21 protein-coding genes, 2 tRNA genes and 1 pseudogene are annotated in these 16,690 nt (G+C 71.4%); 11 read left to right on the forward strand and 13 right to left on the reverse strand.

Annotated elements, in window-relative coordinates:
* Positions 1–19 precede the first annotated feature (19 nt).
* Both dusB and ABD091_RS17255 read left to right on the forward strand, forming a co-directional pair.
* Complete coding sequence (dusB, locus tag ABD091_RS17250; protein ID WP_343920733.1) at positions 20–1,156, forward strand: tRNA dihydrouridine synthase DusB; 1,137 nt, start codon at positions 20–22, stop codon at positions 1,154–1,156.
* Positions 1,157–1,419: 263 nt separating this feature from the next.
* Positions 1,420–2,214 (forward strand): VldE C-terminal domain-containing protein, encoded by a 795-nt coding sequence (locus ABD091_RS17255; protein ID WP_343920735.1) that lies wholly within the window; start codon positions 1,420–1,422, stop codon positions 2,212–2,214.
* On the opposite strand, the gene ABD091_RS17260 is transcribed toward ABD091_RS17255, so the two are convergent.
* A complete protein-coding gene (locus ABD091_RS17260) occupies positions 2,208–2,546 on the reverse strand; it encodes a hypothetical protein (protein ID WP_343920737.1) in 339 nt (112 codons plus the stop codon). The genes ABD091_RS17255 and ABD091_RS17260 overlap by 7 nt on opposite strands.
* 11 nt (positions 2,547–2,557) lie before the next feature.
* The gene (locus ABD091_RS17265; RefSeq protein WP_343920739.1) at positions 2,558–3,061 is read right to left on the reverse strand and encodes a DUF5994 family protein; all 504 of its coding nucleotides are present in this window, start codon (positions 3,059–3,061) and stop codon (positions 2,558–2,560) included.
* A 129-nt stretch (positions 3,062–3,190) separates the two neighbouring features.
* On the opposite strand from ABD091_RS17265, the gene ABD091_RS17270 reads away from it, so the two are divergent.
* Positions 3,191–4,459, forward strand: coding sequence for a deoxyguanosinetriphosphate triphosphohydrolase (locus tag ABD091_RS17270; RefSeq protein ID WP_343920741.1), 1,269 nt, complete (start codon positions 3,191–3,193; stop codon positions 4,457–4,459).
* Here ABD091_RS17270 and ABD091_RS17275 read toward each other — a convergent pair.
* Genes ABD091_RS17275 through ABD091_RS17290 form a run of 4 tightly spaced genes read right to left on the reverse strand, consistent with a single transcriptional unit; the run spans position 4,449 to position 6,510 of the window.
* Positions 4,449–5,519 (reverse strand): DNA glycosylase AlkZ-like family protein, encoded by a 1,071-nt coding sequence (locus ABD091_RS17275; RefSeq protein ID WP_343920743.1) that lies wholly within the window; start codon positions 5,517–5,519, stop codon positions 4,449–4,451. The genes ABD091_RS17270 and ABD091_RS17275 overlap by 11 nt on opposite strands.
* 42 nt (positions 5,520–5,561) lie before the next feature.
* On the reverse strand, positions 5,562–5,873 hold the full coding sequence (locus tag ABD091_RS17280; RefSeq protein WP_343920745.1) for a hypothetical protein: 312 nt from the start codon (positions 5,871–5,873) through the stop codon (positions 5,562–5,564).
* 23 nt (positions 5,874–5,896) lie between these two features.
* Complete coding sequence (locus ABD091_RS17285) at positions 5,897–6,103, reverse strand: DUF3618 domain-containing protein (protein ID WP_343920747.1); 207 nt, start codon at positions 6,101–6,103, stop codon at positions 5,897–5,899.
* The gene (locus ABD091_RS17290; protein WP_343920749.1) at positions 6,100–6,510 is read right to left on the reverse strand and encodes a phage holin family protein; all 411 of its coding nucleotides are present in this window, start codon (positions 6,508–6,510) and stop codon (positions 6,100–6,102) included. Before ABD091_RS17290 ends, ABD091_RS17285 begins: the two co-directional genes overlap by 4 nt.
* 100 nt (positions 6,511–6,610) lie before the next feature.
* Between ABD091_RS17290 and ABD091_RS17295 the strand changes: the two are divergent.
* The 4 genes and pseudogenes from ABD091_RS17295 to ABD091_RS17310 all read left to right on the forward strand — a co-directional run.
* Positions 6,611–6,796: pseudogene (locus ABD091_RS17295) on the forward strand (CHC2 zinc finger domain-containing protein); the annotation flags it as partial.
* A 417-nt stretch (positions 6,797–7,213) separates the two neighbouring features.
* On the forward strand, positions 7,214–9,430 hold the full coding sequence (gene dnaG / locus ABD091_RS17300; RefSeq protein WP_343920968.1) for a DNA primase: 2,217 nt from the start codon (positions 7,214–7,216) through the stop codon (positions 9,428–9,430).
* A gap of 7 nt (positions 9,431–9,437) precedes the next feature.
* Positions 9,438–9,926: a hypothetical protein gene (locus tag ABD091_RS17305; RefSeq protein ID WP_343920751.1), complete on the forward strand. Its 489-nt coding sequence runs from the start codon at positions 9,438–9,440 to the stop codon at positions 9,924–9,926.
* Positions 9,927–9,998: 72 nt separating this feature from the next.
* A tRNA-Asn gene (locus ABD091_RS17310) sits at positions 9,999–10,071 on the forward strand.
* Positions 10,072–10,116: 45 nt separating this feature from the next.
* On the opposite strand, the gene ABD091_RS17315 is transcribed toward ABD091_RS17310, so the two are convergent.
* The 3 genes from ABD091_RS17315 to ABD091_RS17325 all read right to left on the reverse strand — a co-directional run bounded on the left by ABD091_RS17315 (position 10,117) and on the right by ABD091_RS17325 (position 11,891).
* Positions 10,117–10,692, reverse strand: a complete 576-nt coding sequence (locus ABD091_RS17315; protein WP_343920753.1) for a TMEM165/GDT1 family protein — start codon at positions 10,690–10,692, stop codon at positions 10,117–10,119.
* A 169-nt stretch (positions 10,693–10,861) separates the two neighbouring features.
* Positions 10,862–11,095 (reverse strand): DUF3099 domain-containing protein, encoded by a 234-nt coding sequence (locus ABD091_RS17320; protein ID WP_343920755.1) that lies wholly within the window; start codon positions 11,093–11,095, stop codon positions 10,862–10,864.
* A 46-nt stretch (positions 11,096–11,141) separates the two neighbouring features.
* Complete coding sequence (locus ABD091_RS17325) at positions 11,142–11,891, reverse strand: PIG-L deacetylase family protein (protein WP_343920757.1); 750 nt, start codon at positions 11,889–11,891, stop codon at positions 11,142–11,144.
* A gap of 60 nt (positions 11,892–11,951) precedes the next feature.
* Here ABD091_RS17325 and ABD091_RS17330 point away from each other — a divergent pair, with 60 nt between their 5' ends.
* Complete coding sequence (locus ABD091_RS17330) at positions 11,952–12,830, forward strand: hypothetical protein (protein WP_343920759.1); 879 nt, start codon at positions 11,952–11,954, stop codon at positions 12,828–12,830.
* 15 nt (positions 12,831–12,845) lie between these two features.
* Positions 12,846–12,919 (forward strand) — tRNA-Ile (locus ABD091_RS17335).
* Positions 12,920–13,097: 178 nt separating this feature from the next.
* Here the strand turns inward: ABD091_RS17335 and ABD091_RS17340 are convergent.
* Together ABD091_RS17340 and ABD091_RS17345 are read right to left on the reverse strand one after the other, a co-directional pair.
* Positions 13,098–13,421: a helix-turn-helix domain-containing protein gene (locus ABD091_RS17340; RefSeq protein ID WP_343920761.1), complete on the reverse strand. Its 324-nt coding sequence runs from the start codon at positions 13,419–13,421 to the stop codon at positions 13,098–13,100.
* Between the two features lie 107 nt (positions 13,422–13,528).
* Complete coding sequence (locus ABD091_RS17345) at positions 13,529–14,137, reverse strand: hypothetical protein (protein ID WP_343920763.1); 609 nt, start codon at positions 14,135–14,137, stop codon at positions 13,529–13,531.
* Positions 14,138–14,308: 171 nt separating this feature from the next.
* Between ABD091_RS17345 and ABD091_RS17350 the strand changes: the two genes are divergently transcribed.
* Positions 14,309–14,497 (forward strand): hypothetical protein, encoded by a 189-nt coding sequence (locus ABD091_RS17350; protein WP_343920765.1) that lies wholly within the window; start codon positions 14,309–14,311, stop codon positions 14,495–14,497.
* A 112-nt stretch (positions 14,498–14,609) separates the two neighbouring features.
* A complete protein-coding gene (locus tag ABD091_RS17355; protein ID WP_343920767.1) occupies positions 14,610–14,831 on the forward strand; it encodes a hypothetical protein in 222 nt (73 codons plus the stop codon).
* Here the strand turns inward: ABD091_RS17355 and ABD091_RS17360 are convergent.
* Entirely contained in the window at positions 14,826–15,626 is an 801-nt protein-coding gene (locus ABD091_RS17360; protein ID WP_343920769.1) for a hypothetical protein, read from the reverse strand. The two genes, ABD091_RS17355 and ABD091_RS17360, sit on opposite strands and share 6 nt — an antisense overlap.
* Entirely contained in the window at positions 15,619–16,650 is a 1,032-nt protein-coding gene (locus ABD091_RS17365; RefSeq protein WP_343920771.1) for a ComEC/Rec2 family competence protein, read from the reverse strand. Before ABD091_RS17365 ends, ABD091_RS17360 begins: the two co-directional genes overlap by 8 nt.
* Between the last annotated feature and the right edge of the window lie 40 nt (positions 16,651–16,690).

The following is a 16,690-nucleotide window of genomic DNA, read 5'->3' on the forward strand; positions in this document are numbered from 1 at the left end:
CGGGTCGGAGAATGGGCGCATGTCTGTTGCGGCGGCCCTCCAGCTCGGCTCCCTGACGGTGCCCACGCCGGTGGTGCTCGCGCCGATGGCGGGGATCACCAACGCGGCCTACCGCACGCTGTGCGCCGAGCAGGGCGCGGGGCTCTACGTCTGCGAGATGATCACCTCGCGCGGCCTGGTGGAGGGCGACGAGGTGACGCGCAGCATGCTCGCCTTCGACGAGAGCGAGCAGGTCCGCTCGGTGCAGCTCTACGGCACCGATCCGCGCTACGTCGGCAAGGCGGTCGAGATCCTCTGCGCCGAGCACGGTGTGGCCCACGTCGACCTCAACTTCGGCTGCCCGGTCCCCAAGGTCACCCGCAAGGGCGGCGGCGGCGCGCTGCCGTGGAAGCGGCGGCTCCTCGCCGAGATCCTCGAGCACGCCGTCGACGCGGCGGCCCCCTACGACGTCCCGGTCACGATGAAGACCCGCAAGGGCCTCGACGACGACCACCTCACCTACCTCGACGCGGGCCGGATCGCCCAGGAGTCGGGGGTCGCGGCGATCGCCCTGCACGGGCGTACGGTCGCGCAGGCCTACTCGGGCCGCGCCGACTGGGACGCCATCGGCAGCCTGGTCGAGCACGTCGACATCCCGGTCCTCGGCAACGGGGACATCTGGGAGGCCGCCGACGCGCTGCGGATGGTCGAGGAGACCGGTGCCGCGGGTGTCGTCGTGGGTCGCGGCTGCCTCGGCCGGCCGTGGCTCTTCCGCGACCTCGCCGACGCCTTCGCCGGCCGCGAGACCCAGGTCCTGCCCACGCTGGGCGAGGTCCGCGACATGATGCGCCGCCACGCCGAGCTGCTGGTGAGGCACATGGGGGAGGAGCGGGGCTGCAAGGAGTTCCGCAAGCACGTGTCCTGGTACCTCAAGGGTTTCGCCGCCGGTGGCGAGATGCGCCGCTCGCTGGCACTGGTCGACAGCCTGGCTGCCCTGGACGAGCTGCTGTCGCGACTCGACCCCGACGAGCCGTTCCCGGTCTCGGAGCTGGGGGCGCCACGAGGCCGGCAGGGGTCGCCGCGGGAGCGCGTGGTGCTGCCCGAGGGATGGCTGGACGACACCGACGGGACCGGCGCCGGGATCCGTGAGGACGCCGCGGAGGTCACGGGCGGATAACGCTGCGGTGACGGCGCGGTCACGACGACGTGACGCGACACACCTGGGGAAATCGGGCTGATGATTGGTCCGGCGCTTGACTGCTGTGCTTGACTCAGGACTTCGCGCCGTCTCTCGGGCCACGAGCCGTGGCGGTGTACCCCCGTCAGCAACAGCAAAGGATCAGCGCTGTGGCACACCATCGCCACAAGCGGGACACCGATGCCCGCCCCACCCGTTTCACCCTGCCCAGGGCCCGGTACGTCGCCGGAGGACTGGCCGTGATGGCCACCGTCGCCAGCGTCGGCACCGGCGTCCTCGTCGCGGCACCCGAGAGCCCGACGCTCCAGGCGGCCAGCAGCCCGACCTCGGCTGCCGGCTCGATCAGCACCACCGTCGACATCTCCGACCGCGCCCCGGTCGTGTCGCGGTCGAGCAACCGCATCGACCGCGAGAGCAAGGTCGACCGCATGCTGACCGCGGAGGCCACCGAGAAGGCGGTCCGCGGCGCGGACACCCACCGGTGGGCGACCACCGAGCTCAACCTCTGGACGACGCCCGAGGAGAAGACCTCCGAGAAGGTCGGGCTGCTCAAGTCCGGCAAGAAGGTGCTCGTGACCGGCCGCACGGCCCTCGACCGCGTCGAGGTCGTCGTCGATGGCGACTCCCTCTGGGTCACCGCGGGCTACCTCGCCGAGGAGAAGCCCGAGCCGGAGCCCGAGGACGTCGGCCTCGGCGGTGCCTGCACCAACGGCACGTCCGTCGACGGCCAGCCCAACGTGATCGGCGTCCACGAGGCCGTGTGCGCCGCCTTCCCCGAGATCACCAGCTACGGCACCTACCGGGGTGACGGTGAGCACTCCCAGGGCCTGGCCATCGACATCATGGTCAGCGGTGCGACCGGCTGGGACGTCGCCGAGTTCGTCCGTGCCCACTACCAGGAGCTCGGCGTCAACTACGTGATCTACAGCCAGAAGATCTGGTCGGTCGACCGGTCGTCCGAGGGATGGCGTCCGATGGAGGACCGCGGGTCCGTCACGGCCAACCACTACGACCACGTGCACGTCACGACCTACTGAGCGTCCGGCGGGCCCTGCTCCTCCGGGTCGGGGCCCGCGGCAGCGCTCAGCCCGTGCCTCGTGGTCTCGGCCGCCCGCCGTGCGGCTTCCTGCGTGAGGTGCGACCCCATGCCCACGACGACGCGGCACCGTGGGCTGCTCCACGCGACCCAGCGCCAGTGGTGGTCGAGCAGCTCCTGGGTCCGGTAGTCCAGGCCCGACGCCGATCGTCGGACCTCCCGGGCGGCCTCGCGTGCCGCCTCCATGCTGTCGAAGCCGCTGCCGCCCCATGCCACGACCCTGCCGTCGTCGACCAGCCACCACGCGGGGCCCTTGGCGAGGCGGTCCTCCACGACCAGCCGCATCAGTGTGACGACCGGTGGGAGGGGGGCACGGCGTGTCCCCACCACGGTTCCTCGTGGTCGTGCCACTGCTCGTCGGGTGCTTGCGCCCGCTGGAGGAGATCGCCGGCGACCGTGGTGTTGCCGGGTTGCGTGGAGGTGAACATCGCGCCCTCGGCGAGGTCGAGCGGCAGGTCCGGGGGGACGACCAGCAGGCGCAGCCGGGAGCCGTCGGCGAGGGTCAGTCCGACGACGTGCGGATCGCCGTCGCTCGCCGCGACTCCCACGTGCTCGCCCTCGAGCCCGGCGCGGCGGGGGAACGGGGCCCAGTCGGGTCGTGACACGCTGACGAGGACGATGCGGCTGCGTTGAGCGGGGAAGTGCTGGACCAGGCCTGCCAGCTCGAGCTCGAGGTCACTGCCGTGCGGCCACCAGGCGCCGTCGAGCTCCCGGTCCTCACAGCCGGCGGCCAGCAGCAGCCGGACGGGCATCAGGTGCGGGGTCGTCCGCGGAACGGGTGGGGACATGCGAGCCGCCTTCTGGCCGCCGCGCGATCCGGGGTGGCCACGTCGGGAGCTGTCCTCGACAGTACGCCGGTGGTGCGAGGCGGGTGGACGTCGCCCGGTCCGACGGGGGTGACCACTAGGGTCGCCCCGATGGCATTTGCGGACCCCCACGACGCCGACTACGACGTCCACGACCGGGAGCGGCTCGTCCCCGAACCCCCCAAGCGCGTCGACGCGCCCGTGCGCACCGCCTTCGAGCGTGACCGGGCGCGCGTCGTGCACGCAGCCGCCTCGAGGCGGCTGGCGGCGAAGACGCAGGTGGTCGGGCCCCAGAGCGACGACTTCGTCCGCAACCGGCTCACCCACAGCCTCGAGGTCGCCCAGGTCGCGCGCGACCTCGCCCGGGCACTGGGCTGCCACCCCGATCTCGCCGAGACCGCCGCGCTGGCCCACGACCTGGGCCACCCGCCGTTCGGTCACAACGGCGAGCGCGCGCTCGCGGCGCTGGCGGGGGAGTGTGGAGGGTTCGAGGGCAACGCCCAGACGCTGCGCATCCTCACCCGGCTCGAGGCGAAGACGGTCGACGCCGAGGGTCGCAGCGCCGGGCTCAACCTGACGCGCGCGACGCTCGACGCCTGCACGAAGTACCCCTGGCCGCTCGCGGAGGCCACGCCGCCGTCCGGCGTCCACGCCGACGGGTCGCCCCGGGTGGTGGTGAAGTTCGGCGTCTACGACGACGACCTCCCGGTCTTCCGGTGGATGCGTGACGCCACCCCCGGACGACGCCGATGCGTCGAGGCCCAGGTCATGGACCTCGCCGACGACATCGCCTACTCCGTCCACGACATCGAGGACGGCGTCGTCGCCGGGCGGATCGACCTGAGCCGGCTCGACCGGGAGGCCGTGTGGGCCACCGTCCGCGACTGGTACGTCCCTGACGCCGGCGACTCCGTCCTCGACGCCACGCTCGGTCGGCTCCGGGTCGTCGAGGGCTGGCCGACCGACCGTTACGACGGCACCCGGGCCGCCCTCGCGGCGCTCAAGAACCTGACGAGCGACCTCATCGGCCGGTTCTGCGGTGCGGTGGTCGTCGGGAGCAGGTCGGGGACGCCGGTGCGCCACGCCGCCGACCTGGTCGTGCCGCCGGAGGCGGAGCTGGAGATGGCGGTCCTGAAGGGCATCGCCGCCCTCTACGTCATGCAGGCCGACGACCGGGTGGCCGCGATGGGTCGCCAGCGTGAGCTGCTGACCGAGCTGGTCGCGGTCCTGCTCGACCGGCCACGAGAGCTGGAGCGTCCCTTCCGCGACGACTGGGAGGCTGCCGTCGACGATGCCGCCCGGACCCGCGTCGTGGTCGACCAGGTCGCCTCGCTGACCGATGCGAGCGCGGTCGCGTGGCATCGCCGCCTCACTCGCTGAGCCGGGCGGTCTCCTCGTCGATCGCGGCCTGCGGCGGCGTGCCGTCCCCGAGCCAGCGCACCTCGACGTCACCACCCCGTCGGCTCCAGGTGCCGGCGACGACGCCGTCGGCGACCACGAGGTTGGCCTTCCGCGTGACCAGGTCGCGCAGCTCGGCGGGGACCACGTGCTCGTCCTTCGTCCCGGGTCCCATCACCCACTGGTCGTGCCCCGGCAGCAGCCGGACGCTCCCCGTCGGCGCCGAGGCCAACAGGGACTCGAGGTCGTCGGTCACGACGTACGCCGTGGTGCCGTCGACGTCGATCGCCGCCAGCTCGTCGACGAGCTCGCCCCACCAGCGGTCGAGGCGTCGGCGACCGGCGCTGAGGCCACTGCCCAGCCAGTGGTGGACGTGGTCGGGGGTGGCGGGACCGTAGCTGCGCAGGTAGGCACGGATCGCGTCCGGACCTGCGTCGTCGAGGTCCGGGACACCCCGCCAGGCCGGGTTGCCCTCGAGCGACTGGAGGGTCAGCTGTCCGTCCCGTCGCGGCCCCAGCGACATGTCGCCCTGCCACGTCAGCGGCTTCAGGAGCGTCCCGGCGCCGTCCTCGAAGGTCGGGCGGAGGTGCCGGTAGGCCCGGTGGGCGGAGACCGCCTCGCCGAGCTCGGCCACCGTCAGCGGGCCCCCACGCAGCGCCTCGCGGACGGTCGCCCGGAAGCCGGGCCAGTCCTCGGGTGAGAGCCGGTAGTGCTCGACCCAGCTGGGCAGCTCCCACTGGCGGCCCGCACAGCGGAGGGCGAGGTAGGAGCCGCCCTCCGCGGGGGAGACGTAGTGCATCGCCCCACGAAAGGCGAAGACCTGGACCAGGCTCCCGTCGGCGAGTGCCCGCGTGAGGTCGCCGCCTCGCGCCGTGGTCGACCGGGCGGCCACGGCGAGGTCGGCGAGCGACTCGTCCATCGCGAGGACGGCGCCGAGCCGGGTGACGACCTCGGTCGCCCCGACCGGCCCCCGGGGCACGAGGAGCTGGCGCTGCGACCGCCAGGCGAGCGCCTGGCCCCAGGAGGCGGTGGGGATGCTCACCCCGTCACCCTGCCACCGGAACCGGACGGGACGCGTCCGGCTCTAGGGCAGGTCACCCTTCGGGTAGGGGTCCTGCTGGTTGACCAGGCTCTCGTCCGGGAGGTCGGCCGCCGGGTCGCCGCCGTCCGACGAGACCCGGGTCCGGGCAGAGTCGGCGGCCTCCGCCAGCTTGTCCTTCACCACGGGCGCCTGCGCCTTGGCGGTGTCCACCGCCTGCTGGGCCTTCTCCTGCACGCGCGGGTCGTCCTTGACCCGGACGGCGGCGCCCTTGATCTGTTCCCAGCGCTCGCGCCCGGCGCGGGTGCCGAGCACGTAGCCCACGCCTCCCGCGATCAGGATGGTCAGCTTCTTCACGTCGGTCTCCTTCGGTCGAGGGGTCAGCGTCGTCGCCAGAGCACCACGGCCACGACGACGACGATCGCCGCCCCTGCCGCGGCGACCAGCTGCGGACGTGGTCGCCCGTTGTCGGTGGTCATCCGGTCCTTGACGTCGAGCTTGTGGGTCAGCTCGTCGACGGTCGCAGCCAGCTGCTCGCGCTGCGCCTCGATCTCGGCCTCGATCTGCTCGGGTCGGCGGTGGCTCACGGGTGGTGTCCCTTCACGGTCTCGACGTCCTCCTTGATGCCGGCGATGGCGCGCTCGGGCGTCGCGGGCGCGGCCCGTTCGACCTGCCCCTTCCCCCGCAGCGCGAGCACGCCCGCGCCGGCCAGCAGTGCCACGGCCACGACGAGAGCCGCGGCCCAGGCGGGCAGCACGAGGCTCAGGGCGAGGACGACGGCTGCGAGCAGCACGGCGACGCCGTAGAGCGCGGTCACGCCCGCAGCGCCGAGGAGCCCGGCGCCGAGGCCGGCGCGCCTCCCCGTCTCCGCCAGCTCTGCCTGCGCCAGCCGGAGCTCCGAGCGCACCAGCTCCGGGATCTGCGTGGACAGGTCGTGGACCAGCGCCCCGAGAGTGGGCTCGGCGGCACCGTCGGTCTGCTCCGTCGGTGTCATCCCTCCACCGTTCCGCGTCCGAGGCCGGCGTTCAACCCCCGAGCGGGTGAGGCCTGTGGACCCCCGTCCCGGCTCCGGGGTCGCTGCGTAGACTCCGGGCGTGGCCGGGAGGATTCGCGAGGACGACATCGCCGAGGTGCGCGAGAAGGCCCGCATCGACGAGGTCGTCTCGGGCTACGTCACCCTCCGCAACGCCGGCGGCGGCTCGATGAAGGGGCTCTGCCCCTTCCACGACGAGAAGTCGCCGTCCTTCCACGTGACCCCCAGCCGCGGCTTCTTCCACTGCCTGGCCGCGGAGACTCGTGTGCTCACCTGGCAGGGCGTTCGGCCGATCGCCGAGCTCGCGGGCGGGACACATCGCGTGCTGGGGGCCGATGGGCGCTGGGTGGACGCTCCGTTCAAGGCCTACGGCGTGCAGCGGCTTCACAAGATCACGGTGACCCGCAACCGCCAGACCAAGGAGCTCTTCGCCACTGACGGTCACCGATGGTTCGTGCGCAGCGGCAAGGACCAGCGAAAGCGTCGCGAGGTGTTGACGCGCGATCTGAAGCGTGGGGATCGGCTGGTGCCGAAGTTCCCGGCAACCCGCATCGCCCAGAGCACCCCGTCACCCTTCGGCATCGCACACGGCTTCACCTACGGTGACGGCACCAGGAGCGGTACGGGAGCCATGGCGCTGCTCTGCCCGCCGAAAGACCTGGCCATGCTCAAGTGGTTTCCCAACAGCCACACCACGGCCTCGGGCGACAACCTGCTGGTCCATCACCTGCCCCGCTTCTTCAAGGAGCTTCCTGACCAGGACGAGTCGGTGTCCTACCTGCTCGGCTGGCTCGCCGGATACTTCGCCGCCGACGGCTGTGTCGCCGCGGATGGCACGGTCATCCTCAACTCGGCAGACCGACACGACCTCGAGTTCGTCCGCGACGTCTGCACGCGGCTGGGAATCGGCACCTACGGCATCACGACGCAGGTCCGTACCGGGTTCGGGCCCGAGCCGTCGGAGCTGCACCGGGTACACCTCATCAACGAGGACCTCCCCGCGGACTTCTTCCTCATCGACGAGCACCGTCGGAGGTTCGAGGCGGCCGACAAGCAGTTCGCGCGCCGGGGCTGGGTGGTGCAGTCCGTCGAGGAGACAGAGCGCGAGGAGGAGGTCTACTGCGCCGAAGTGCCCGGCGGGCACGCCTTCACGCTCGAAGACAACATCCTGACCGGCAACTGCTTCGGCTGCCAGGAGGGCGGTGACGTCATCACCTTCCTCATCAAGATCGACGGCCTCTCCTTCACCGAGGCGGTCGAGCGGCTCGCCGACAAGTACGGCGTGCAGCTGCGGCGCGAGGACGGCGACGTCCGTGACGACCGGCCGCGGGGGCCCCAGCGCAGCCGGCTGGTCGAGGCCCACCGCGTCGCCCAGGAGTTCTACGCCGAGCAGCTGCGCGGGCCCGAGGCGCAGGTCGCCCGCCAGTTCCTGCTCGACCGCGGCTTCGACGGGAGCGTCGCCCAGACCTACGGCAACGGCTACGCCCCCAAGGACGGCGAGGCGCTCCTCAAGGTCCTGCGCGGAGCCGGCTTCAGCGACGAGGAGAGCGTGGCGGCCGGCCTGGTCGCCGTCGGGCGCTCGGCCTACGACCGGTTCCGGGGGCGGCTGCTCTGGCCGATCCGCGACGCGTCCGGGGACACCATCGGGTTCGGGGCCCGCCGGATCCACGACGACGACCGGATCGACGCGAAGTACCTCAACACTCCCGAGACGGCGATCTACAAGAAGAGCCAGGTGCTCTACGGCATCGACCTCGCGCGCCGCGAGATGGCGAAGGCGTCGCGGGCAGTCGTGGTCGAGGGCTACACCGACGTGATGGCCTGCCACCTGTCGGGCGTCCCGACGGCGGTCGCGACCTGTGGCACCGCCTTCGGCGACGACCACGCGCGGGTGCTGCGCCGGTTCCTCCACGACCACGAGGAGTTCCGCGGCGAGGTCATCTTCACCTTCGACGGCGACGCCGCCGGCCAGAAGGCGGCGCTGCGGGCCTTCGAGGGCGACCAGAACTTCGTCTCCCAGACCTACGTCGCGGTCGAGCCCTCGGGCCTCGACCCCTGCGACCTGCGCCAGAAGGAGGGCGATGCGGCGGTCCGCGAGCTGGTCGCCCGGCGGGTGCCGCTCTACCGCTTCGTGCTCGGCAACGTGGTCGCCAAGTACGACCTCGACCGTGCCGACGGTCGCGTCGACGCAGTGCGGGAGGCTGCCCGGCTGGTCTCCTCGATCCGCGACAAGTCGAAGGTCGACGCCTTCTCCCGGGAGCTCGCCGGCATGGTCGGCGTCGATCCCGAGCAGGCGCGGGAGGAGGTGCGCCGCGCGGCCAACCGCTCCTCGCGCCAGGCGCCCCCGCCGACGGCCCAGCAGGCCACGAGTGACGAGCGCCCGAGGCAGCAGCTGCCCGACCTGCGCGACCCGCGGTTCCGGCTCGAGCGCGAGACACTCAAGCTGGTCCTCCAGCACCCCGCGGCCATCGGCAACGCCTCGCGCGACGTCGGGGCCAACGACTTCACCCACCCGACCTACCGGGCGGTGTGGGAGCTCATCGCGGAGTCCGGGGGGCCGACGTCAGGGGCAGCCGACAACGGCTGGGCCGGCCGGCTGGGCGACGCCGCGGGCGACCCGTCCGTCGCCTCGGCACTCAGCGCGCTGACGGTCGAGCCGCTGCTGACGGCCAAGGTGCCCGACGCTGCCTTCGTCGCTGCCCACGTCTACCGGCTCCAGGAGCTGACCACCATGCGTCGGATCGCCGACCTCAAGTCGCGGCTCCAGCGGACCAACCCGGTCGACCACGCCGCCGACTACAACCGGATGTTCGGCGAGCTGGTCGCGCTCGAGCACCACCGCCGGACGCTCCACGACAAGGCCGTCGGGACGACGGAGTGAGGACCCGATGAGAAGCGGGCGACGCCGCCGGCCCGACCTGCCGCTGGCGAAGGGGGAGTCGGTGCTGGCGTGGGCGGAGGCCCACGACGGCACGGTCGTCGCCGGGTCCCGTGACGCGCTCTACCTCGGCGAGGTTCGCCTGCCGTGGGAGCGGGTCGAGGCGGCCGACTGGGACCGCGACGAGGACCGGCTGCGGGTCAGCGAGGTCGGCACCTGGGGGGAGGACCGGGTCGAGCACACCTTCACGTTCGACGAGCCCGGTCGCCTGCTCCAGCTGGTGCGGGAACGGGTGACCGCGAGCGTGGTCCTCCAGCGCCACGTGCCCGTGCACGGCCGCCGGGGGCTGCGAGTCGTCGCCCGCCGCGCGCCGCGCGGCGACCAGCCGGTCGCCTGGTTCCACGAGTACGACGAGGGCGTCGACCCCCAGGATCCCGACGTACGGCGGGCGGCCCTGGACGCCCTGCAGACCGCCCGCGAGGAGCTCGGTCAGGCGTGACCCGGGCTGTCGGACCCTCGATTTCGCGGCGGTTCGACGCGTTGCTAACCTGTGCGACGCAACACCGCGCGATCCCCTGTAGCTCAACTGGCAGAGCATTCGGCTGTTAACCGGAGGGTTGTTGGTTCGAGTCCAACCGGGGGAGCCCATCGAGAAGCCCTGACCGTCACGGTCAGGGCTTCTCGCATGCTCAGGCCAGGGCGCCCTGGACGATCAGCAGCACGCCGAACACGGCGAACGCGGCGGCCGCGCCGTACTTGATCGCCTTCTCCGGGAGCTTGCGGCCCAGGGCGGCGCCGACGACGATCGCGAGCGCGTCGGCGACGACCATGCCCACCGTGGAGCCGATCCAGGTGCCGAACCAGCCGTGCTGGGTGGCCAGGGTGATGGTGGCGAGCATCGTCTTGTCGCCGAGCTCGGCGAGGAAGAAGGCGACGCCCACGGCGAGGATCGCCGCGCCCGTGGCGTTGCGAGCCTTGCTGGCCTCGTCCTCGGTCAGCTCGTCGCCGCGCAGCGTCCAGGCGGCGAAGCCGAGGAACGCCAGGCCGGCCACGATGGCGATCACGCCCTGGTAGTCGGCGAACGCCTCGCCGACCCAGAACCCGATCGCGACCGAGGCCAGGTGCACGATCGCGGTCGCGGCGGTGATGCCGATCAGGACGTCGCGTGCGCGGTAGCGCGACGCGAAGGTCATCGCCATCAGCTGGCTCTTGTCGCCGAGCTCGGCGACGAAGATCACCGCGGTCGAGATGAGAAAGGCTTCCATGGGGGTCCTCCTGGCGGGCCCGGCCGGGGGACTCCGCGTGGACGCACCCTCGACCAGGCGCGTCCGTGTCGTTGACGGTCACGTGTCTGGTCGAAAGTCTCGTCCGCCGCCCGGAGGTGGCCTGCCGCACCGGACCCGGAGGTCAGTGTGTCGATGCGACTGTTGGGGACTACTCCCTTTCGTGGTCGAGGCTACCCGACACCTCGTCGTACGACCTAGGCGGCGCGAGCGAGCCGAGGTTGGCGACGATCGCCGCCGCCGGCGGGATGACCGCGGCGACGACGCTCATGACCACCGCCGTGGTGACCGACCAGAGGCGCACGACGTTCCACGCCAGGAGGATGAGCACCACGCAGGTGCCCATCATCCAGAAGTAGGCGCGTCGGCGGGTCGAGCGCTGCACGCCCTCGACGCTACCCGCGGCGGGGACGAGCAGCGGGTCAGGACGGCTAGCCGCCCCAGCCCATCGGGAACACCTCGAACGGCGCCGCCATCGCGACGCCCATGCGCTGGCCGGTCTGGCGCCCGAAGCCCTCGAGGAACTCGCGCGGGTCGAAGTCCTCCCAGCCGAGCCCGTCGATGTAGGCGCGGTGCGCCTCCAGGGAGGCCACCCCGGCGTCGAAGGTGTCGGTGGTGTCGACGCCGTGCTCGGCGTCGGGCGAGTTGGCGGCCCAGACCTCGCGCACGCCGCTCCAGGGCTCGAGCCCGCCGACCAGCTGCTCGTTGAAGACCCAGCGGTTGCCGGCGTCACGGACGGCGTCGAGGACGGCCCGGCCGGTGGCGATGTGGTCGGCCTGGTTGAGGTTGCGGCCGCCGAAGGTGTCGCGGAAGTTGCCGGTGATGACGATCTCGGGGCGGTGCAGCCGCACCTCGCGGGCGATCGCGGACCGCAACGCGACGCCGTACTCGAGGACGCCGTCGGGCAGCCGCAGGAAGTCGCACGAGTCGACCCCGACCTCGCGGCAGGCCGCGAGCTGCTCCTCCTCGCGCAGCGGCCCCGCCTCGCTGGGGGTCATGCCGTCGATGCCGGCCTCGCCGCTGGTCACCATGCAGTAGACGACCTGCTTGCCCTGGCCGGTCCAGCGGGCGACGGCGGCGGCGGCGCCGAACTCCATGTCGTCCGGGTGCGCGACGACGCAGAGTGCGCGCTCCCAGTCCTCGGCGAGCGGCTCCAGCGGCGGTGGCGTGTCGGTGGTCATGGTCCGAGCATGGCGCAGACGGGGTTGCTGGCACAGCCCCTTGTTCGGTTGGCTCGACCCATGACGCAGTGGGCGGCCACCACCGACGAGGTCGGCAGGTGGGTGGGGGAGCAGGTCGACAGCGACGTCACCGTCGAGCTCGCCAAGGTGCGGCCGTGGGCCGTCGTGTGGCAGGCCACCGACGACCGGGACCGGTCCTGGTGGGCGAAGCAGAACTGCCCGGGGCAGGCCTTCGAGGCGGAGCTCGTGGCGGTCCTGGCGCGCCTCGCCCCGGCGTACGTCGTGCCGGTGGCGGCCGCGGACACCCGTCGGGGACTGCTGCTGACGCCCGACCAGGGCCAGGTGTTCGCCGAGACGGTGCGCGACGACGACATCGACGCCTGGGTCCGGCTCGTCCAGCGCGCCATGGAGCTGGCGAGGGCGACCGCCGACCACGGCGCCGACCTGCTCGCCACGGGACTGACCGCGAGCCGGGTGCCGGAGTCGGTCGCCGACCGGGTGGCACGGGCGCGGGAGGAGGCCGGTGCGGCGGGCCTGCCCGACACGCTCGTGCACAACGACCTCCACGAGCACAACGCCTTCGACGACCCCGCTGGGCTGCGCTTCTTCGACTTCGCCGACGCCGTGTGGGACCACCCGCTCACCGGGCTCCTGGTGCCCCTGAACATGCTCGCCTCGCACCTCGGCGACCCCGGACCGGACGACGGCCGGATGCGCCGTGTCGCCGACGCGGCACTGGAGGTCTGGACCGACCGGGCGTCGCTCGCGGAGCTCCGCCGTGCCCTCGCACCGGCCCTCCGGCTCGGGCGGCTGGCGCGGGCGGAGTCGTGGGCCCGCATCGAGCCCCACCTCGACTCGGGCGACCTCGACGACTTCGGCGGGGCCGTGGACGCGTGGTTGGACCGACTCGACGACCCGCTGCCGGTGTCCTTCGCCTAGGGTTTTCCCCGCCCCGGGGCGGTAGCTCAGTCGGTCAGAGCAGAGGACTCATAATCCTTGGGTCGTGGGTTCGAGCCCCACCCGCCCCACCGAGACACATAGGGATGAGAGGTGACCAAGGTCGTCATTGCCGGACCTCCTTGGACATCGTCGGACGCCGATGAACGTGGTTGGAAGGAGTGCGAATCCGCGGGGGAATCTTCCGCCACCCTAGCCGGTTATTCGCTGGGTGAGAAGAACCAGCCCGGAAAGGGATGTCTTTGCGGGCTACTGCCGAGCGCGAACCCGGCGCCCAGCTCGACCGTCCGGCGGCGCGGTCGGGGGGGTTGAGGGGGGTTCGTCGCTGCCCCAGGGGTACACGCCGAGCAGCATCGCGGCCGCGGAGGTACCGAGCTCGCGGGCCAGCGCGTCCAGAGTCTGGAGGCTGGGAAGTCGTCGGCCACGTTCAAGGTCGCTGAGAAAGGCGACGGACACGCCGGCCTTGGCTGCCAGCTCTGTCAGCTGCAGATCTCGTTGGATGCGCTCTTCGCGCAGTCGCCGACCCAACAGCAGCCGGCCGGTGGCCAGGCGCTCATCGTCGGCGGTGGTCATGCGGTGACGCTAGCGCGTCGGAGCATTGGGAGTCGCAGCGACGTGCATGGTGCCCCCCGTGCGGTGTGCGCAGGAGGGCTAGGGGTGTCGCTCGGCTTCGGGAGGGGTCAGTCGCGATGAGGTTCAGGCGGCGCCTCGAGGCTGCCGAGCGTGGCTCGGATGTCGCGTTGCAACGCTGCCCGGGTCAGTCGCACCACCGATCCGTAAAGGTGCTCGGCCGCTTCGACATCGTGTCGGTTGGGGACATGGCCGGCGGTGGCGGCATCGCGCAGCGCGGCTACGTGTGCTCGAGCGGTGTGCCGGACCTCCAGTGCCAGCTGTCCTATCGGCGGGACCGGTGCTGCACTGCCTAGGGTTCCGGCCCCGGCTCGACGGTGCAGGACCTCGATCGCCAGGGCGTCTACGCGGTATGCCAACGCGAATCCGACATCGCAGAGCCGGTCGGATGGTGGCTGCTGAGAGGAGTAGCAGTCAGCCACCGAGTCGGCGAACTGCTGCGCGGCATCAGCGACCTCTTCGACTGTGCCGAGGATCTCGGCCCGGCTCTGCCAGCCCACGTCCGCGGCAATCAACAGCAGACCGATCAGCGCTTCGCGGTCTCCTCCGAGTGCGCGCGCCACCCGGTCGGGGAGGCGCTCCACGATCCTCGCGACAACCGTGTCCCGATCGTCCCGTGCCGGGACTCCCATGTTCGGCAACGAGCTTGGTGAGTTCATCGGTAGTACGCTAGCAGCGGAAAAGGAGCACAGGATTGATCGGTCATGACCAAATCTGAAGGCGTGACGACCACGAGGGCTGTGGCAGCTCTGATGGCGCATGGCTGCTGACCGACAGCATGGTCTGACGATGCCGACACCGTGTCAGCGGTGTAGGCCACGCTGAGTGACATGAGCAGCGAGGAGGAACGACGACGGTGGCGAGAGCGGGCGTTGTTCGTGACCCACTTGGGCTTGACCGAGGACGACGCTGTCCCGTTCGAGGCGGTCGAGGACCTCGCCGCCGCGGTGTTGATGCTTCTGGACGAGGTGGTCGACGCCGAGAACTCCTCAATCTCGAAGGAGTCGTGGCAGTTGTAAGGAGCCGAACCCCGCATGTACGCGCTCCGCACAGCTGCGCCTCACGGTCCGGCTCTGTCACTACTGTCCAAGACCCCCAGGGTGACCACGCCGTCCCGGGCTGGCTGCGAAGGTGTTGAGAGACGACCGCGACCGGCTCGACCGGGTCGAAGAGCAGTTGTGGCGATACGCGACCCAGCCGACCGAGATCAGCGTCGTGCCGTTCCCGGACCGGGGGGAGGTGCTGGTGCTACTCGCCGAGCTTCACCGGCTCCGGGCCGACCGGCCAGCTGCCCAGGTGGAAACCCTTGAGGCGCGGGCCGCCGCCTTGCGCGACACACACGCGAGCTCATGACTGGCGGGCGGGGAGGATGTCGAGCGCCTCGACGAGCCGGTCGGCGTACGCCTCGGCGCTCGGGCGGACGTAGTCCTCGTCGACGGTGCGCCACGCCAAGATGGTGACCAGGGAGACCCCGGCGGGCAGGGCGGCGATCGTCGCTGCCGCAGGATCGTGACGAACCAGCCACATGAGAACCGCGATCGTGATGGAAGCCGCCAGACCCGCCCACGCGCCCGCAACGCCTAGACCCTTCAACCCGAACAGGTTCCTGGCGAAGCCGTAGTTGCGGTTCTCCAGGTTCAACATGCCGAGCTCAGGGTGGTTCCGTACCAAGGGGCGAAGCCGGTTGACCGCGTCGGCGTACCTCCGGTCGCTGGCCTCCGGGTGTGCCGTCTCCTCCGCCTGGTCGGGCAGGGTGACATCCCCTAGGAGCGCTCGGATCCTTTCGTGGCGTCGATCGATCTCCTCTGGCGAACTGTCTGAGGAGTACCGGAGCCGTCGGGTCGTCGGTGCGCCGTCCCAACCGCTGTAGAGCTTCCCCTGGACGCGGTTGCCAGCGCGGCGCGCCAGCAACGTCGCAAACGCGGGGACCGCGAGTGAGGTGACCGACCACCAGCGCTGCGCCCCCTCCAGGAACGGCAGCGCAAGCACCCCCAACGCAATCAAGGGGGCGGTCGCCAGTATCGCGGGAAGCACGCGCGCACGGAATGCGTAGACGTCGACCCCCGCGACGGTCGCGGCCGCCTGCACGTTGTCCGGGTTGCCGCTACCTCGGTCCCCGGCTGCGGCACCTCCGTCGGTGTCAGTCATCGTCCTCTACCAGCGGCGGGAGCTCCGTCGCCGAGGTCCACCCCGGCCGCCCCGGGTAGCACAGGATGCGGCCCTCGGTCGCAAACACCGACATGCCCCGACGCTGCAGCGCGTTGGTCACCTTCGGCGACGGGTGCTTGGGGTCGGCCGCCGCCGAGCTGACGATGGCGGTACCGAACCCAGTGCCGAACGGCTCCCCGGGCTTCCCGAGAATCCGGTCGAGGATCGTGGGGGACAGGTTGCGGCGGCTGCCGTGGTGAGGTGCCTGCAAAAGGGTCAGCGCCGCCACGGCCGGGTCGCCTACGACCGCGTCGTACTCGTCCATCGCGCGCTCGAGCGACTCGATGCCGGCGTCTCCGGTGAACATCACCCGGTCGCCGTCGACCGCCAGGAGAGTGACGACCGAGGTGCGGTTTCGCGGGCTGGTGTAGCCGCCCTCACCGAGCGTTTCGGTGGGGAGGTAGTCGAGGGCGCGGCTGAGCAGGTCCATGGCCTTGTGCATCAGGGAGAACTCCGAGAGCTTGCTGACGGCGGCCGCACGTTCGCCGTCGAGGTCCTCCGCGAGGAGTTCCTCGTAGTAGTCAGCGGTCGGTCCGAGAATGCGGAGGATGCCGCCGAACCGGGTCAGCCCAGTGACGGGTTCGGTGACGGTGACGCCGCGCTCCTCGGCCTGCCCGATGAGTGCGTCGATGACCTCGATGTTGCTGTAGTCCGCGAACTTAGGGTGGTGGTCGTGGGGCCGGTGGATCATCAGCTCACCCACAGTGAGCTCCTCGAGAACGCCTGTGAGACCGCGGATGTGGTCACCGTCGGGGTGGGTGGAGATCACGAGGTCGACGTGTGTGGTGGCGTAGTAGTCCCGGATGTGCGTCACGAGCCTGTCGCCGGTGTTCTTGTAGCCGCCGTCGATCACGACGACGCGCTGCCGGCCGAGGTTGTCGTCGAAGCGCATCGCGATCGCATCGCCGCTCTTCGATCCCGTGCTGCCGGTCTCTTCGATCGGCAAGAAATCGATCTCGTACATAGTCGGAGCCTCTCTGGTTGCAGAGGGCGCCGCCGGGGAT

The organism is Nocardioides aestuarii (assembly GCF_039527245.1).
GTDB classification, from domain to species: Bacteria; Actinomycetota; Actinomycetes; order Propionibacteriales; family Nocardioidaceae; genus Nocardioides; species Nocardioides aestuarii.

Coding starts and splice junctions, on each gene's coding strand:
- dusB (WP_343920733.1), top strand. CDS start 20: ATGTCTGTTGCGGCGGCCCTCCAGCTCGGCTCCCTGACGGTGCCCACG.
- ABD091_RS17255 (WP_343920735.1), top strand. CDS start 1,420: ATGGCCACCGTCGCCAGCGTCGGCACCGGCGTCCTCGTCGCGGCACCC.
- ABD091_RS17265 (WP_343920739.1), bottom strand. CDS start 3,061: ATGTCCCCACCCGTTCCGCGGACGACCCCGCACCTGATGCCCGTCCGG.
- ABD091_RS17270 (WP_343920741.1), top strand. CDS start 3,191: ATGGCATTTGCGGACCCCCACGACGCCGACTACGACGTCCACGACCGG.
- ABD091_RS17290 (WP_343920749.1), bottom strand. CDS start 6,510: ATGACACCGACGGAGCAGACCGACGGTGCCGCCGAGCCCACTCTCGGG.
- dnaG (WP_343920968.1), top strand. CDS start 7,214: ATGCTCAAGTGGTTTCCCAACAGCCACACCACGGCCTCGGGCGACAAC.
- ABD091_RS17305 (WP_343920751.1), top strand. CDS start 9,438: ATGAGAAGCGGGCGACGCCGCCGGCCCGACCTGCCGCTGGCGAAGGGG.
- ABD091_RS17315 (WP_343920753.1), bottom strand. CDS start 10,692: ATGGAAGCCTTTCTCATCTCGACCGCGGTGATCTTCGTCGCCGAGCTC.
- ABD091_RS17325 (WP_343920757.1), bottom strand. CDS start 11,891: ATGACCACCGACACGCCACCGCCGCTGGAGCCGCTCGCCGAGGACTGG.
- ABD091_RS17330 (WP_343920759.1), top strand. CDS start 11,952: ATGACGCAGTGGGCGGCCACCACCGACGAGGTCGGCAGGTGGGTGGGG.
- ABD091_RS17340 (WP_343920761.1), bottom strand. CDS start 13,421: ATGACCACCGCCGACGATGAGCGCCTGGCCACCGGCCGGCTGCTGTTG.
- ABD091_RS17345 (WP_343920763.1), bottom strand. CDS start 14,137: ATGAACTCACCAAGCTCGTTGCCGAACATGGGAGTCCCGGCACGGGAC.
- ABD091_RS17350 (WP_343920765.1), top strand. CDS start 14,309: ATGAGCAGCGAGGAGGAACGACGACGGTGGCGAGAGCGGGCGTTGTTC.
- ABD091_RS17360 (WP_343920769.1), bottom strand. CDS start 15,626: ATGACTGACACCGACGGAGGTGCCGCAGCCGGGGACCGAGGTAGCGGC.
- ABD091_RS17365 (WP_343920771.1), bottom strand. CDS start 16,650: ATGTACGAGATCGATTTCTTGCCGATCGAAGAGACCGGCAGCACGGGA.